17 protein-coding genes are annotated in these 14,946 nt (G+C 62.3%); 5 read left to right on the forward strand and 12 right to left on the reverse strand.

Annotated elements, in window-relative coordinates:
- Window positions 1-257: 257 nt before the first annotated feature.
- The gene (locus ABDB81_RS26560) at window positions 258-863 is read left to right on the forward strand and encodes a glycine zipper 2TM domain-containing protein (RefSeq protein ID WP_137926811.1); all 606 of its coding nucleotides are present in this window, start codon (window positions 258-260) and stop codon (window positions 861-863) included.
- A gap of 80 nt (window positions 864-943) precedes the next feature.
- Here the strand turns inward: ABDB81_RS26560 and iscX are convergent, their stop codons facing one another.
- From iscX to uvrB, 11 genes are all read right to left on the reverse strand, one after another.
- Window positions 944-1,138, reverse strand: a complete 195-nt coding sequence (iscX, locus tag ABDB81_RS26565) for a Fe-S cluster assembly protein IscX (RefSeq protein ID WP_137926810.1) — start codon at window positions 1,136-1,138, stop codon at window positions 944-946.
- Window positions 1,139-1,160: 22 nt separating this feature from the next.
- The gene (gene fdx, locus ABDB81_RS26570; protein ID WP_137926809.1) at window positions 1,161-1,499 is read right to left on the reverse strand and encodes an ISC system 2Fe-2S type ferredoxin; all 339 of its coding nucleotides are present in this window, start codon (window positions 1,497-1,499) and stop codon (window positions 1,161-1,163) included.
- A gap of 33 nt (window positions 1,500-1,532) precedes the next feature.
- Window positions 1,533-3,398 (reverse strand): Fe-S protein assembly chaperone HscA, encoded by a 1,866-nt coding sequence (gene hscA / locus ABDB81_RS26575; RefSeq protein ID WP_137926808.1) that lies wholly within the window; start codon window positions 3,396-3,398, stop codon window positions 1,533-1,535.
- Between the two features lie 9 nt (window positions 3,399-3,407).
- On the reverse strand, window positions 3,408-3,926 hold the full coding sequence (gene hscB, locus ABDB81_RS26580) for a Fe-S protein assembly co-chaperone HscB (RefSeq protein WP_137926807.1): 519 nt from the start codon (window positions 3,924-3,926) through the stop codon (window positions 3,408-3,410).
- A 114-nt stretch (window positions 3,927-4,040) separates the two neighbouring features.
- A complete protein-coding gene (gene iscA / locus ABDB81_RS26585; protein ID WP_092292575.1) occupies window positions 4,041-4,361 on the reverse strand; it encodes an iron-sulfur cluster assembly protein IscA in 321 nt (106 codons plus the stop codon).
- A gap of 22 nt (window positions 4,362-4,383) precedes the next feature.
- The gene (gene iscU / locus ABDB81_RS26590) at window positions 4,384-4,779 is read right to left on the reverse strand and encodes a Fe-S cluster assembly scaffold IscU (RefSeq protein ID WP_137926806.1); all 396 of its coding nucleotides are present in this window, start codon (window positions 4,777-4,779) and stop codon (window positions 4,384-4,386) included.
- Window positions 4,780-4,834: 55 nt separating this feature from the next.
- The gene (locus tag ABDB81_RS26595) at window positions 4,835-6,055 is read right to left on the reverse strand and encodes an IscS subfamily cysteine desulfurase (protein ID WP_137926805.1); all 1,221 of its coding nucleotides are present in this window, start codon (window positions 6,053-6,055) and stop codon (window positions 4,835-4,837) included.
- Window positions 6,056-6,129: 74 nt separating this feature from the next.
- Window positions 6,130-6,684: a Fe-S cluster assembly transcriptional regulator IscR gene (iscR, locus tag ABDB81_RS26600; RefSeq protein ID WP_346814034.1), complete on the reverse strand. Its 555-nt coding sequence runs from the start codon at window positions 6,682-6,684 to the stop codon at window positions 6,130-6,132.
- Window positions 6,685-6,913: 229 nt separating this feature from the next.
- Window positions 6,914-7,153 (reverse strand): hypothetical protein, encoded by a 240-nt coding sequence (locus ABDB81_RS26605; RefSeq protein WP_137926803.1) that lies wholly within the window; start codon window positions 7,151-7,153, stop codon window positions 6,914-6,916.
- A gap of 46 nt (window positions 7,154-7,199) precedes the next feature.
- Entirely contained in the window at window positions 7,200-7,421 is a 222-nt protein-coding gene (locus tag ABDB81_RS26610) for a hypothetical protein (protein WP_137926802.1), read from the reverse strand.
- A 128-nt stretch (window positions 7,422-7,549) separates the two neighbouring features.
- Entirely contained in the window at window positions 7,550-9,643 is a 2,094-nt protein-coding gene (gene uvrB / locus ABDB81_RS26615) for an excinuclease ABC subunit UvrB (protein ID WP_137926801.1), read from the reverse strand.
- A gap of 156 nt (window positions 9,644-9,799) precedes the next feature.
- Here uvrB and ABDB81_RS26620 point away from each other — a divergent pair, with 156 nt between their 5' ends.
- Together ABDB81_RS26620 and phaZ are read left to right on the forward strand one after the other, a co-directional pair.
- On the forward strand, window positions 9,800-10,996 hold the full coding sequence (locus tag ABDB81_RS26620; RefSeq protein WP_346814035.1) for an amino acid aminotransferase: 1,197 nt from the start codon (window positions 9,800-9,802) through the stop codon (window positions 10,994-10,996).
- A 242-nt stretch (window positions 10,997-11,238) separates the two neighbouring features.
- Window positions 11,239-12,477 (forward strand): polyhydroxyalkanoate depolymerase, encoded by a 1,239-nt coding sequence (phaZ, locus tag ABDB81_RS26625; RefSeq protein WP_137926799.1) that lies wholly within the window; start codon window positions 11,239-11,241, stop codon window positions 12,475-12,477.
- Between the two features lie 72 nt (window positions 12,478-12,549).
- Here phaZ and ABDB81_RS26630 read toward each other — a convergent pair whose 3' ends face one another.
- Complete coding sequence (locus ABDB81_RS26630; RefSeq protein WP_137926798.1) at window positions 12,550-13,185, reverse strand: TetR family transcriptional regulator; 636 nt, start codon at window positions 13,183-13,185, stop codon at window positions 12,550-12,552.
- Between the two features lie 214 nt (window positions 13,186-13,399).
- Between ABDB81_RS26630 and rsxB the strand changes: the two genes are divergently transcribed.
- Entirely contained in the window at window positions 13,400-14,248 is an 849-nt protein-coding gene (gene rsxB / locus ABDB81_RS26635) for an electron transport complex subunit RsxB (RefSeq protein ID WP_346814036.1), read from the forward strand.
- Window positions 14,245-14,889, forward strand: a complete 645-nt coding sequence (nth, locus tag ABDB81_RS26640) for an endonuclease III (protein ID WP_137926796.1) — start codon at window positions 14,245-14,247, stop codon at window positions 14,887-14,889. The genes rsxB and nth overlap by 4 nt, the downstream gene beginning before the upstream one ends.
- The last annotated feature ends 57 nt before the right edge of the window (window positions 14,890-14,946 follow it).

Here is a 14,946-nt window from a genome sequence, read left to right on the forward strand (position 1 = left end):
AGATCGCATCTTGAGAGTCTGGCCCTCTCCCCCAGCCCCTCTCCCACGATGTGGGAGAGGGGAGCCACAACGTCGGCGGTGAATTAGCCCTCCAATTGTTACCTCCACCCTGTCAGACACCCACTGACATCGCCGTAACCTCCTGATTCCTCAGCGATTTTCGCGCTACACCTCCTTACAAAATCCAACGGAAATCGGCTGCAAATTCGGACAGAATTTCAGTATCCGCTGCCTCGCCAGCGAACTGGAGTGTCGCCATGTCTGGTCCGGAATCTACCCTGCCGTCTCCGCGGCGTCTTCATCCGCTGATTGCGACGGCTGCTATTGCCGTAGTCATTGCAAGCCTGACTGCCGTGGCCGCCGTCACGGGTATCTTGCCGTTTGGCAAGGCCAGCCCGAATCCCGCCGAGCCTGCGGCATCGCCATACAGCCAGACTGCTCCGAGCCAGCCGGCCGGCTCCACGACGCGCCCACCAGCTCGCGACACGGCGCAGCAAGCCCAGGTCGAGCCGAAGCCAACCCCACGTCCCAGCAGCACCGCCGGCCACGTGACCGGCGTACAGGTCGTGGCGGCCGAAAAGCCGACTAGCGGCCTCGGTGCGTTGGGTGGTGCGGTTGTGGGTGGCCTCGTTGGCAACCAGATTGGCAACGGCAACGGCCGTATCCTCGGCACGGTAGCCGGAGCCGCCGCTGGCGGCGTAGGCGGGAACTACGCCGAGAAGAAACTCAACACGGACAAGACATACCGCGTGAACGTGAAGATGGACGACGGCTCACGCCGCACGTTCACCTATCAGAACCCGCCGGGGGTGGAAGTGGGTGAACGGGTGCATATGGAGAAGGGAGTGTTGGTGCGGGGTTGACCTGCTCCCGTTCGTGTCCGCCAAAACAAAAAAGCACGGCTTAAAACCGTGCTTTTTTGTTTCCGGCAACCTTCAGACCCTCAGGCTGCCTCCTCGATCCAAGCCTGCTGAATCGCTTCGAGGATCTTCTCGCCCGAGCGTTCCGGCAGGTCGTCGAACCCATCCAGTTCAAGCACCCACTGGCGCAGTTGCGTGAAGCGCACCGTCTGCGGATCGACATCGGGAAACTTGTCGAACAGCGCTGCGGCAACGTCGTAGGTATCGGTCCATTTCATGGGGAAACTCCTCGCGTGGGCCTTAGTGGCCTTCCTTGGCGTGGTTGATCGTGTATTTCGGAATTTCGACGGTCAGGTCTTCGTCGGCGACGATAGCCTGGCACGACAGTCGCGAGTTGGGCTCCAGCCCCCACGCCTTGTCGAGCAAATCTTCCTCGGTTTCCTCGGCATCTTCCAGCGAGTTGAAACCCTCGCGCACCACCACATGGCACGTGGTGCAGGCGCATGACTTCTCGCACGCGTGCTCGATGTTGATACCGTTCGTCAGCAGCGCATCGCAAACGCTGACGCCGGTGCTGGCTTCGAAAACAGCGCCCTCGGGACACAATTCCACGTGGGGCAAGACGATGATCTGTGGCATTTCTTTCCTGTGCTTTCCGTGCGGACCCGGCGCTTAGCCGAGGTCCTCCACCTTCTTTCCAGCCAGCGCGCTCTTGATCGAACGATCCATGCGGCGCGCGGCAAATTCATCGGTACCATGCGACAGCCGTTCCACCGCCGCCTTGATCGCGTGGTGGTCCTCGCCCCGGGCGATGTCACGCACGCTCGCCATCAGCGCATCCACGTCCGCGCGCTCCGCATCCGAGAGCAGGTCGCCATCGACTTCGAGCGCACGTCCGGTGGCTTCCACCAGACGATCGGCCTCGACACGTTCTTCGGCAAGCGCACGGCTCTTCATGTCGTGCTCGGCTTCGCGGAAGCTTTCCTGCAGCATCCGGGCGATGTCGTCATCGGCCAATCCGTACGAAGGCTTCACGGTCACGGACGCTTCCACGCCCGAATTGGTCTCGCGCGCCGACACCGACAGCAGGCCGTCGGCATCCACCTGGTAAGTCACGCGAATACGCGCCGCACCCGCCACCATCGGCGGAATACCGCGCAGCTCGAAGCGGGCCAGCGAGCGGCAATCGCTCGCCAGTTCACGCTCGCCCTGCAGCACGTGGATCGCCATGGCCGTCTGGCCATCCTTGAACGTCGTGAACTCCTGCGCACGCGCTACTGGAATGGTGCTGTTACGCGGGATGATCTTTTCGACCAGGCCACCCATCGTTTCCACGCCCAGCGAGAGCGGGATCACGTCGAGCAGCAGCCAGTCGTCGCCCGGTGCGTGGTTGCCAGCAAGCAGGTTGGCTTGCATCGCGGCGCCCAGCGCCACCACACGATCCGGGTCCAGATTCGTCAGCGGCTGCTGGCCGAAATACTCGCCCACCGCCTTGCGGATGGCGGGCATGCGCGTCGCGCCGCCCACCAGCACCACGCCCTTCACGTCCTCGGGGCCCACGCCGGCATCGCGCAGCGACTTGCGCACGGGCGCCAGCGTCTTCTGCACCAGATGCTTCGTGATATCGATAAAGGTGTCGGCGTCCAGCGGCAGATGCACGATCTCGCCGCTGTTCAGTACCGCGTCGATCACGGTGGTATCGCTCGACGACAGCGCTTCCTTGGCCGCACGGGCTCGCACCATCAGCAAGCGCATGTCCTCGGCGGACAGCGGCTGCAAGCCGGCCTGCTCGACGATCCAGCACATCAGGCGCTGGTCGAAGTCATCGCCGCCCAGTGCGGAATCGCCGCCGGTCGACATCACCTCGAACACACCCTTGGTGAGCTTGAGCACCGAGATATCGAAAGTGCCGCCGCCCAGGTCGTACACGGCGTAAATGCCTTCGGCAGCGTTGTCGAGACCGTAGGCAATGGCCGCAGCCGTCGGCTCGTTAAGCAGGCGCAGCACGTCGAGACCAGCCAGTTGCGCCGCATCCTTCGTTGCCTGGCGCTGCGCGTCATCGAAGTACGCCGGCACCGTGATCACGGCACCCACGATATCGTCGCCCAGTGAATCCTCGGCGCGCTGGCGCAACGTCGCCAGAATCTCTGCCGAGACTTCCACCGGGCTCTTTACACCCGCCACGGTCTTGATCTGCACCATGCCCGGCGCATCGACGAAATCGTACGGGCTGTGCTCGATATTGGTCACGTCCCGCAGGCCGCGGCCCATGAAGCGCTTGACCGAAATCACGGTGTTCTTGGGATCGCGTACTGCCTCGTCCTGGGCCTTGTAGCCGATATGCGCCGCGCCGTTCGGCAGATAGCGCACCACGGACGGCAGCAGCGCGCGGCCGCTTTCGTCAGGCAGGACTTCGGGAATGCTGTTGCGTACGGCAGCCACCAGCGAATTGGTGGTGCCGAGGTCGATACCCACGGCAAGCCGGCGCTGGTGAGGCGCCGTGGACATGCCGGGTTCGGAAATCTGGAGCAGTGCCATGAGAATCTTCTAATCTTCGAGCCGATCGATCGCCTCGCTGGCGTCGTGTTCGATCTTTTCGATAAACATCAGCTGGCGCGCAGCCGCGCTTGCGGCGTCGTTATCCGCGCCATCGAGCAATGCACCGAGCGCCGCGTGACGATCGCGCTTTTCCTGTCGCAGCTCGCGCAGCAGGCTGTCCAGTTGCCCGACATCGCGCGTTTCCACCGCGTCCTGCAATGCTTCACGCCATTCCATCTGTTGCATCAGGAAGGCAGGCGCCATCGCCGTATTGCTTTCGGCCTGGATATCCACACCGCGCAATTGCAACAGGTAGATGGCGCGCTTCAGCGGCTGGCGCAGCGTCCGGTAGCCCTCGTTAGCATGCGCAGCCCACTGCATGGCCACGCGCCGCTCGGCATCGCCGGCATTGGCGAAGCGGTCCGGGTGGGCCTGCGACTGGACTGTCCGGTAGGCAGCCTCCAGCGCCGCCTCATCCACGTCATACCGGGCGGGCAGCCCGAACAGCGAGAAGAAATCGTCTTTCAAAGCGCGTCTTTCAAAAACTTCGCCAACAGTTCTGCCAACAAAAAGGAGCGGTCATGCCGCCCCCTTGTCGTATTGCCGCGCCGCGCATCTTGCCGATGCGGACGCGGCGTCGGGTCAGACCCGGAACGACTCGCCGCAACCGCACTCGTCCTTGACGTTCGGATTGTTGAATCGGAAACCCTCGTTCAACCCCTCGCGTGCGAAATCGAGTTCGGTGCCGTCGATGTACGGCAGGCTCTTCGGATCCACGATGACCTTGAGGCCACGCGTCTCGAAGACCTGGTCCTCGGGCAGCACCTCGTCCACATACTCAAGCTTGTACGCCAGGCCCGAGCAGCCAGTGGTCTTCACGCCGACGCGCAGGCCCACGCCCTTGCCACGACGTTCGAGGTAGCGGGCGACGTGCTTCGCCGCCTTTTCGGTCATTGTGATCATCTTTGCCTTGCTGTCAGAAAAATTACGCGGCTTGCGCGACGCCGTGCTTCTTCTTGTAGTCCTCGACGGCCGCCTTGATGGCGTCTTCCGCGAGAATCGAGCAGTGGATCTTCACCGGCGGCAGCGCCAGTTCTTCTGCGATCTGCGTATTCTTGATTTCCAGCGCCTGATCCACGGTCTTGCCCTTGACCCATTCGGTCACCAGCGACGACGATGCGATGGCCGAACCGCAACCGTAGGTCTTGAACTTGGCGTCTTCGATCACGCCCGATTCGTTCACCTTGATCTGCAGCTTCATCACGTCGCCGCAGGCCGGAGCGCCGACCATGCCGGTGCCCACCGCGTCGTCGTTCTTGTCGAACGAACCAACGTTACGCGGATTTTCATAGTGGTCGAGAACCTTGTTGCTGTAAGACATTTTGGCTACCTCTGACGAATCTTTATGGGGTTCTTGTTATGACTGCCGGCTACGCTCAGTGCGCGGCCCACTGGATCGAATTCAGGTCGACGCCGTCCTTGAACATTTCCCACAGCGGCGACAGGTCGCGCAGCTTGCCGATCTTGTTCTTGAGCAGTTCGACGGTGTAATCCACTTCCGCTTCCGTCGTGAAACGACCAACAGTGAAGCGGATCGAGCTATGCGCCAGTTCGTCATTGCGACCCAGCGCGCGCAGCACGTACGACGGTTCCAGCGATGCCGACGTGCAAGCCGAGCCCGACGACACGGCCACATCCTTGATGGCCATGATCAGCGACTCACCTTCCACGAAGTTGAAGCTGACGTTCAGGTTGTGCGGCACACGGTGTTCCATCGAACCGTTCAGGTACACCTCTTCCATCGACGACAGGCCGTTCCACAGGCGATCACGCAGCATGCGGATACGCTCGTTCTCCGTGGCCATTTCCTCGCGGGCCAGGCGGAATGCTTCGCCCATGCCGACGATCTGGTGCGTAGCCAGCGTGCCCGAACGCATGCCGCGCTCGTGACCACCGCCGTGCATTTGCGCTTCGATGCGGATACGCGGCTTGCGGCGGACATACAGCGCGCCGATGCCCTTCGGGCCATAGGTCTTGTGGGCCGAGAACGACATCAGGTCGCACTTCAGCTTGCTCAGGTCGATACCGACCTTGCCCGTAGCCTGCGCAGCGTCGCAGTGAAAAATGATGCCCTTCTCGCGGCAGATCTCGCCGATCTGCTCGACGTCCTGGATCACGCCGATTTCGTTGTTCACCAGCATTACCGACACCAGGATCGTGTCCGGGCGCAGTGCCTGCTTGAACACGTCCATGTCGATCAGACCGTCATCCTTGACATCGAGGTAAGTCACCTCGAAGCCCTGACGTTCCAGTTCACGTGTGGTGTCGAGCACAGCCTTGTGCTCGGTCTTCACGGTGATGATGTGCTTGCCCTTGCCCGAATAGAAATTGGCCGCGCCCTTGATACCGAGATTGTCCGATTCGGTTGCACCCGACGTCCACACGATCTCGCGCGGATCGGCACCCACCAGCGCCGCAACCTGCTCGCGCGCTTCTTCCACTGCACGCTCGGCGTCCCACCCGTAGGCGTGGCTGCGCGAGGCCGGATTGCCGAACTGCTCGCGCAAGTACGGAATCATCTTGTCGGCGACGCGCGGGTCCACAGGCGTCGTGGCCGAATAATCCATGTAGATGGGGAAGTGTGGGGTGGTGCTCATCTTATGACTGCCTTATAGGGATCGCTTATCGCGTACTGCCTACCGATAGTTTAGTATAAATACTACAGCCTTGCTTACGACTGGGCGAGGCTGAACACCGAATTGACCACGCGGGCGCGCGCAGGCTTTTCCTGTTTTTCGGTTTTATTGCGGGATATGGTGACCGGTTGTTGCACGGCGTCTTCGCGCCGGTCGTGCAGCACGGCCGGTTGGCGGGCGCGCTGCTGGTCAACCAGATTCTTCAGGGAGACGGAATCGAGGTACTCGACCATCTTCTGGTTCAGCGTGGCCCACAGTTCATGGGTCATGCAGCGGCCTGTGCCTTCATCGCCATTGCAATTGCCTTTGCCGCCGCATTGGGTGGCATCGAGCGGTTCGTCCACGGCGATGATGATGTCGGCAACGGTAACGTCTTCGGCCTTGCGGGCAAGACTGTATCCGCCCCCCGGGCCACGCACGCTTTCCACGATCTCATGGCGGCGCAGTTTGCCGAAGAGCTGTTCGAGATACGACAGCGAGATCTTCTGGCGTTGGCTGATACCCGCCAATGTGACGGGTCCCTGATCCTGGCGCATAGCCAGGTCGATCATGGCGGTTACCGCGAAACGGCCTTTGGTGGTCAGTCTCATGATGCTCGGGGAGAGGGAATACTTGAGGATTTCGGTCGAGTTTACGATATCCCGACTAAATCAGTCAAGTTCCCCGTGCTGCAATGCACTGTTCCGAAAGCGATAACGATGACCCTGAAAACCGCCTGGCAGCGCGCTTTTGGCCGTGATTGGCCGAATCAGGGCGCGATTTTACCGGCTGCGGCAAATTTCGGCACAGCCCGACTTGCTGCTGTCACAGTCTGGGAATCTATAGCTGTTCGGCTAGAACCTTGCCACGCGCGAAGCCCGCGGCTTCCGCTTCCTCCGGCGACTTGTAGTGCGCCGAGGCCGGCGCATTCTCCACAAGCGTGCTGGCAGCGCGGATGTTGGTCCCCTTGCGGCAGACCCGTACCGTGAAGTCCCAGTCCACCGGATTGCGAGGTTTCACGAGCACCTGGATCTCGTGCGTCTCGAACACCTTCTTCTTCCATTCACTGCTATACGCCATTCCTGTCTCCCGGCCAGCTGTGTCTTGGCCCAACCTGCGCCCGTGGTCAGTTCACTTCACCGGCGTCGATGGTGCGCATGGCTTCGGCCTCGGCCAGGGCGAGTGCCGCCTCTGGCGTTTCGGCCGTGCCTGTCTCGGTTTCAAACGTGGGGCCGCCCGGCTCCCCAAATGCGTCGGCAATCGTCACCACACCGGCAAAGCCGCCGGCCGCATGTCGGATGGCGCGGGCCACGACAGCATATCCACCGTATTCGAACTGCGTGACCATGGCGCGCTCCTGGTTCGTGATGCGGCACGACAACTGCGGGGCTCCGGACGCGGATGTCCTTCATCACTATAGGATGCCGTGCCGCAACATGGGCACCGGGAGCGCCTCTTGCTGGATCGGGGATTGCCTCAGCTTGACGGCGGCAACAGATGGTCGCCATCGGCGGCGCCACCAAACACCTGCGCACGCAGCTTGGCCAGGCTGTCGCGTACCTGGGCAGCCTTCTCGAATTCAAGATTCCTGGCGTGTTCGAGCATCTGCTTCTCCAGGCGCTTGATTTCCTTGGCCACCTGCTTCTCGCTCATGTCCTCGTACTTCGCGCGCTCCGCGGCAGCGGACAATTCGGCCTTGACGTCGTCCGGGTCATACACGCCGTCGATAATGTCCTTGATCCGCTTGACCACACCGCGCGGCGTGATGCCGTGGGCCTCGTTGTGCGCCATCTGCTTGGCGCGGCGGCGCTCGGTCTCGCTGATCGCCACCTTCATCGAGTCCGTCATCCGGTCGCCGTAGAGGATGGCGGTACCGTTGACGTTCCGTGCTGCCCGGCCGATGGTCTGGATCAGCGATCGCTCGGCACGCAGGAAGCCTTCCTTGTCAGCATCGAGGATCGCCACGAGCGATACTTCCGGAATGTCCAGGCCTTCGCGCAGCAGGTTGATCCCCACCAGCACATCGAACGTGCCCAGGCGCAGATCGCGGATGATCTCCACGCGCTCGACCGTGTCGATGTCCGAATGGAGATAGCGGACCTTGACGCCGTTCTCGGACAAGAACTCGGTCAGTTGCTCCGCCATGCGCTTGGTCAGCGTGGTCACCAGCACGCGCTCGTTGACCTTGACCCGCGCATGGATCTCGCCCAGCAGGTCATCCACCTGCGTGGTGGCCGGACGGACCTCGATCGTCGGGTCCACCAGCCCCGTGGGCCGCACCACCTGCTCCACGACCTGGCCGGCATGTTCCTTCTCGTAGTTCGCGGGCGTGGCGGTCACGAAGACGGCCTGACGCATCTTGCGCTCGTACTCGTCGAACTTGAGCGGCCGGTTGTCCATGGCGGACGGCAGCCGGAAGCCATACTCGACCAGCGTGGTCTTGCGGGCGCGGTCGCCGTTGTACATGCCGTTGAGCTGGCCGATCAGCACGTGCGACTCGTCGAGGAACATCAGCGCGTCCGGCGGCAGGTAGTCCACCAGCGTCGGCGGCGGTTCGCCCGGCTGGGCGCCGGACAGGTGCCGCGAATAGTTCTCGATGCCCTTGCAGAAGCCGAGTTCGGTCAGCATTTCCAGATCGAAGCGCGTGCGCTGTTCCAGCCGCTGGGCCTCGACGAGGCGGTTTTCCTTGTAGTAGAAATCCAGTCGCTCGCGCAACTCCACCTTGATGTTTTCGATCGCGCGCAGCACGGTCTCGCGTGGCGTGACGTAGTGGCTCGACGGATAGACCGTGAAGCGCGGAATCTTCTGACGCACGCGCCCTGTCAGCGGATCGAAGAACTGCAGCGAATCCACTTCGTCATCGAACAGTTCCACGCGAACGGCCATTTCGGCATGCTCGGCGGGGAAGATGTCGAGCGTGTCGCCGCGCACGCGGAACGTGCCACGCTGGAAGTCCGCGTCATTCCGCGTGTACTGCATCGCAATCAGCCGCGCAATGATGTCGCGCTGGCTCAGCTTGTCGCCGTTGCGCAGCGTCAGAATCATCTGATGGTATTCGCTCGGATTGCCGATACCGTAGATGGCCGACACCGTCGCCACGATGATCGTATCGCGCCGTTCCAGCAGGCTCTTGGTGGCCGACAGCCGCATCTGCTCGATGTGCTCGTTGATGGACGAGTCCTTCTCGATGAACAGGTCGCGCTGCGGCACGTAGGCTTCAGGCTGGTAGTAGTCGTAGTAGCTGACGAAATACTCGACGGCGTTGCGCGGAAAGAACTCCCGGAATTCCGAATACAGTTGCGCTGCCAACGTCTTGTTTGGCGCAAATACGATGGCTGGCCGCCCCATCCGCGCGATAACGTTGGCCATCGTGAACGTCTTGCCGGAGCCGGTTACCCCCAGCAGTGTCTGGAACGACAGCCCATCCTCTACCCCTTCCACCAGTTGGCGGATCGCCTCGGGCTGGTCGCCGGCCGGTAGATAGGGCTGATAGAGCTGGAACGGGGACCCCGGAAAAGTAACGAACTTGTCTTCGTCGAGAACGGGGGCGGCTTCAGCGAGATTCGTCATGAAATTAGGGAAATACCTCAGGAAAACGGGCGGATACGCTAGAATCTTGGGGTTGCGCGGAACGGTTCAACCCCATTGCCGATCTGCCGCAGCCCAGCGCAGTCCGAAGCATTCTACGCCCTCCGTTTTGTTACACAGCTGACCACGAGATTCCAAATGAGTTTGTTTTCTGCCGTCGAGATGGCCCCGCGCGACCCGATCCTGGGCCTGAATGAAGCATTCAATGCCGATACGCGTCCCACCAAGGTGAATCTGGGCGTTGGCGTGTACTTCACAGACGAAGGGAAAATTCCGCTGCTGCGCGCTGTGCAGGAGGCCGAAAAGGCACGCCTGACGACCGCCACGCCCCGTGGCTACCTGCCGATCGAAGGCATTGCCGCGTATGACCAGGCTGTCCAGACCCTGCTGTTCGGCAAGGAATCGGCCCTGATCACGGAAGGCCGCGTTGTGACCGCACAAGCACTTGGCGGCACGGGCGCCCTGAAGATTGGCGCCGACTTCCTGAAGCGCCTGTATCCGGATGCTTCGGTCGCCATCAGCGACCCGAGCTGGGAAAACCACCGCGCGCTGTTCGAAGCCGCCGGTTTCCCGGTAGTGAACTATGCCTATTACGATGCCCCGAGCCACGGCCTGAACTTCGCCGGCATGGTGGAATCGCTGAAGTCGTACCCGGCCAACACGATCGTCGTGCTGCACGCGTGCTGCCACAACCCCACCGGCGTGGATCTGAATGAAGCCCAGTGGAAGCAGGTGGTGGAACTGGTCAAGGAACGCAACCTGATTCCGTTCCTCGACATGGCCTACCAGGGCTTTGCCGACGGCATCGAGCCGGACGGCGCCGCTGTGCGCCTGTTCGCCGAGTCGGGCCTGCCCTTCTTTGTGTCGAGCTCGTTCTCGAAGAGCTTCTCGCTCTACGGCGAGCGCGTGGGCGCGATCTCGATCGTGACGACCAGCAAGGAGGAAGCGCAGCGCGTGCTGTCGCAGATCAAGCGTGTCATTCGCACGAACTACTCGAACCCGCCGACCCACGGTGGCACCGTAGTCGCCACCGTCCTGAACAGCCCGGAACTGCGCGCCATGTGGGAGCAGGAACTGGGCGAGATGCGCGACCGCATCAAGCTGATGCGCAATGCGCTGGTGTACAAGCTGGCCGCCGCTGGCGTGCCGGGCGACTTCTCGTTCGTCAAGGCGCAGCGCGGCATGTTCTCGTACTCGGGCCTGACCTCGACCCAGGTGGACCGCCTGCGTACCGAACACGGCATCTACGCCGTGGGCACGGGCCGCATCTGCGTGGCCGCACTGAACAGCCGCAACATCGACGCCGTGGTGAAAGCCATCGCCGCCGTCTACTAAGCGATTTGCTGCATCTGGGCGTTGCACCAAAATGCAACACCCAGTCGAAAAAGGCGACCTGGAAGCCACTCCGGTCGCCTTTTTCCGTTTTGTCGGCGGATGTCATCCCGATATAGCGCCAATGTCCTATTGTCTTCCGCGGCTGGCGGCGTACCTTTGAGAGATATGCTGCAGAGCACGATCGTTCGATTGCGGGCATAATCGTTGTGCGAGTCACTCGCGACAATAAAGGCTAGACAGGCATGCTTTATCAATTGCATGAATTCCAGCGCTCGATGCTGAACCCGCTTACCGCGTGGATGCAGGCGACCGCCAAGACGTTTATCAATCCCCTCAGCCCCCTCTCGCTGCTGCCGGGTGCGCCCCGGCTGGCGGCAGGCTACGAGCTGCTATACCGGCTCGGCAAGGAATACGAGAAGCCGGCGTTCGATATCAAGGCCGTGCGTTCCAACGGGCGCGACATTCCCATCGTCGAACAGACGGTGCTGGAAAAGCCGTTTTGCAAGCTGATCCGCTTCAAGCGGTACGCCGACGATCCCGAGACCATCAAGCTGCTCAAGGACGAGCCGGTGGTCCTGGTGGCCGCGCCGCTGTCCGGCCACCACGCCACGCTGCTGCGCGACACGGTGCGCACGTTGCTGCAGGATCACAAGGTCTATGTGACCGACTGGGTGGATGCCCGGATGGTCCCGGCCGAAGACGGTGCCTTCCACCTTTCGGACTATATCTACTACATTCAGGAATTCATTCGCCATATCGGCGCGGAAAACCTGCATGTGGTCTCGGTGTGCCAGCCGACGGTGCCGGTGCTGGCGGCGATTTCGCTGATGGCTTCGGCCGGCGAGAAGACGCCGCGCACGATGACGATGATGGGCGGCCCGATCGATGCCCGCAAGAGCCCGACGTCGGTCAACTCGCTGGCGACGAACAAATCGTTCGAGTGGTTCGAGAACAACGTCATCTACACGGTGCCTGCCAACTATCCGGGTCATGGCCGCAAGGTCTATCCCGGCTTCCTGCAGCATGCCGGCTTCGTGGCGATGAACCCGGACCGCCATCTCTCCTCGCACTATGACTATTACCTGAGTCTGGTCGAGGGCGATTCCGACGATGCCGACGCGCACGTGAAGTTCTACGACGAGTACAACGCCGTGCTCGACATGGCGGCCGACTACTACCTCGACACGATCCGCGAGGTGTTCCAGGAATTCCGGCTGGCTAACGGCACGTGGGAAATCGATGGTGCGCCGGTGCGTCCGCAAGACATCAAGCGCACCGCCCTGCTGACTATCGAGGGCGAGCTGGACGATATTTCAGGTGCTGGCCAGACGGCTGCCGCACACGACCTGTGCGAAGGTATCCCGAAAGCGCGCAAGCAACATATCACCGCGCCGAAGTGCGGCCACTACGGGATTTTCTCGGGCCGCCGCTGGCGCGAGAACATCTATCCGGAACTGCGCGACTTCATCCGGAAGCACTGAAGGTCTTCTGCCAAAGCAAAACGCCCGCAAATTTCTTGCGGGCGTTTTGCTTTCGGCGGATGTCAGCAACCTTCAGCGATTGGTCAGGTAGGACAGCAGCATGTCCGTATGCAGCTCGGCAAAGCGGGCGTGTTCCTCTTCGGAGGCCACGTCGCGGCCAATCACGGCGCTGATCGTGTACCGGTTCGACAGCACATAGTAGCCGAGCGCCGAAATGGTCAGGTAGAACTGCGGCACGTCGATGCCATCACGGAACACGCCCTGTTGCTGGCCTCGCCGGATGATGTCGGCCAGCACATCCACCACGGGGTTGATCAACTGGTGAAGTTGCGAAGATTTCTTCAGGTGCCGCGCCTCGTGCAGGTTCTCGCTGTTGACCAGCCTGATGAACTCGGGATGCGCGTAGTACCAGTCCCAGACGAATCGGGCGAGCGTGCGGACCGCCGCCACCGGGTCTTCGTCCGTGATGTGAAGCTGCTCCTCGGCCGCACGGAATTCGGCGTACTGCTTTTCGAGCACGGTAAGGAAGAGACCTTCCTTGCTGCCGTAGTAGTAGTACAGCATCCGCTCGTTGGTTTCCGCCCGACGTGCGATCTGGTCGACGCGGGCACCGGCCAGCCCGCCTTTGGCAAACTCTTCGGTGGCGGCCGCCAGGATACGCCGACGCGTGCCCTCGGGATCCCGCTTGGTTCTTGGCTCGTTTGACATGAATTTCCGGTCTGTCGATTGCGCGGATTATGGCACAGCCGTCACCCCCTCCCCTTGTCCCACATACGGGTGACGCCGCATGATCCCCTTTTCTGCATGGTGGCGAAATCGGGGATAATCCTTGCCGCAACGCGTCCGGCAGAGACGCGCCGATGCGCTCGCGTGCCGATGTGCCAGCCGCTCCCCCAGAATCCGTTTTTGCAGTTTCGCAGTCGTGACCCACTCCCAACCCACCGCAGCCGGCACCGCCAGCCTGGCGGACCGTCTTGAAGCCCTGCTGCCGCAAACCCAATGCACCAAGTGCGGGTTCGATGGCTGTCGCCCCTATGCCGAGGCCATGGTCACGGGTCAGGCCGACAGCAACCGCTGCCCGCCCGGGGGTGCCACGGGCATCGTACGATTGTCCGCGCTGCTGGGCACGGCGCCGCAGCCGCTCGACCCCGAACGCGGCATCGAACAGCCCCGTGCTGTGGCCCGAATCGATGAATCGCTCTGCATCGGCTGCACGCTCTGCATCCAGGCATGCCCGGTCGACGCCATCGTCGGCGCGGCCAAGCAGATGCATACCGTGCTGCCCGACTGGTGTACCGGCTGCGATCTCTGCGTGGCGCCCTGCCCGGTGGACTGCATCGCGATGGTCCCCGTGACCGGCGCGAATACCGGATGGGATGCGTGGTCGCAGGAACAGGCCGATGCCGCGCAGGCTCGCTATCAGTCGCGGCGAGTGCGGCTGGTCCGTGAGCGCGAGGAGAACGATGCGCGCCTGGCCGCGAAGGCTGCGGCCAAGCTCGAAGCCTTGCAAGCCGAACCGGTAGAATCCGATGCCGAACGGGCTGCGCAGGCACGCAAGAAAGCCATCATCGAGGCCGCCATGGCCCGGGCGCGCGAGAAGGCTGCGGCCGCGGCTGCGGCGAAGCCGCGCAATACCGAAAACGTATCGCCCGCCGTGCAGGCCCAGATCGATGCCGCCGAGGCCCGCCGCGCGCGGCTTGGATTGGGGACATCTGCATCGGATACCTTGCCCGGCCCACACGACAACGACAACGACCCGTCCCGCGCATGAACCCAGCCAAGCGCCTTGCCATCTTCGAAACCCTGCGCGAAGTCAATCCCACACCCGAGACGGAACTCGAATACAGCTCGCCATTCGAGTTGCTGATCGCCGTGCTGCTGTCCGCGCAAGCCACGGACGTGGGCGTGAACAAGGCCACGCGCAAGCTTTATCCAGTGGCCCATACTCCGCAGCAGATTCTGGATCTCGGCGAGGCCGGGCTGATCGAGTACATCAAGACGATCGGTCTCTACAAGACCAAGGCGAAGCATGTGATGGAGACCTGCCGCATCCTGGTGGAACAGCACGGCGGCAAGGTGCCACCGGTGCGCGAGGCGCTGGAAGCGCTGCCGGGCGTGGGGCGCAAGACCGCCAATGTGGTGCTGAACGTGGCGTTCGGCCATCCCACCATCGCCGTGGACACGCACATTTTCCGCGTGGCCAACCGTACCGGGCTGGCGCCGGGCAAGAACCCCGACGCCGTGGAGCAGAAGCTGCTCAAGGTCACGCCGACCGAGTTCATGCACGATGCCCACCACTGGTTGATCCTGCACGGCCGCTATGTCTGCAAGGCGCGCAAGCCAGAATGCTGGCACTGCGCGATCGAGCCGCTCTGCGAGTTCAAGCCAAAAACGCCAGCCCCAAACGTCTAGACATTCGGACTGGGCCGCAATCCGGGAAAGCGCGAGGTTGGGCGGAACCTTCCAAAC

This window comes from Cupriavidus sp. DL-D2, from assembly GCF_039710735.1.
In the GTDB taxonomy this organism is placed as follows: Bacteria; Pseudomonadota; Gammaproteobacteria; order Burkholderiales; family Burkholderiaceae; genus Cupriavidus.

Excerpts from the sequence above, each read along its gene's own strand:
- fdx (WP_137926809.1), bottom strand. The coding sequence starts at position 1,499 with ATGCCACAGATCATCGTCTTGCCCCACGTGGAATTGTGTCCCGAGGGC.
- ABDB81_RS26610 (WP_137926802.1), bottom strand. The coding sequence starts at position 7,421 with ATGGTCACGCAGTTCGAATACGGTGGATATGCTGTCGTGGCCCGCGCC.
- ABDB81_RS26630 (WP_137926798.1), bottom strand. The coding sequence starts at position 13,185 with ATGTCAAACGAGCCAAGAACCAAGCGGGATCCCGAGGGCACGCGTCGG.
- ABDB81_RS26620 (WP_346814035.1), top strand. The coding sequence starts at position 9,800 with ATGAGTTTGTTTTCTGCCGTCGAGATGGCCCCGCGCGACCCGATCCTG.
- uvrB (WP_137926801.1), bottom strand. The coding sequence starts at position 9,643 with ATGACGAATCTCGCTGAAGCCGCCCCCGTTCTCGACGAAGACAAGTTC.
- ABDB81_RS26595 (WP_137926805.1), bottom strand. The coding sequence starts at position 6,055 with ATGAGCACCACCCCACACTTCCCCATCTACATGGATTATTCGGCCACG.
- iscX (WP_137926810.1), bottom strand. The coding sequence starts at position 1,138 with ATGAAATGGACCGATACCTACGACGTTGCCGCAGCGCTGTTCGACAAG.
- ABDB81_RS26605 (WP_137926803.1), bottom strand. The coding sequence starts at position 7,153 with ATGGCGTATAGCAGTGAATGGAAGAAGAAGGTGTTCGAGACGCACGAG.
- ABDB81_RS26560 (WP_137926811.1), top strand. The coding sequence starts at position 258 with ATGTCTGGTCCGGAATCTACCCTGCCGTCTCCGCGGCGTCTTCATCCG.
- phaZ (WP_137926799.1), top strand. The coding sequence starts at position 11,239 with ATGCTTTATCAATTGCATGAATTCCAGCGCTCGATGCTGAACCCGCTT.
- hscA (WP_137926808.1), bottom strand. The coding sequence starts at position 3,398 with ATGGCACTGCTCCAGATTTCCGAACCCGGCATGTCCACGGCGCCTCAC.
- iscR (WP_346814034.1), bottom strand. The coding sequence starts at position 6,684 with ATGAGACTGACCACCAAAGGCCGTTTCGCGGTAACCGCCATGATCGAC.
- nth (WP_137926796.1), top strand. The coding sequence starts at position 14,245 with ATGAACCCAGCCAAGCGCCTTGCCATCTTCGAAACCCTGCGCGAAGTC.
- iscA (WP_092292575.1), bottom strand. The coding sequence starts at position 4,361 with ATGATCACAATGACCGAAAAGGCGGCGAAGCACGTCGCCCGCTACCTC.
- iscU (WP_137926806.1), bottom strand. The coding sequence starts at position 4,779 with ATGTCTTACAGCAACAAGGTTCTCGACCACTATGAAAATCCGCGTAAC.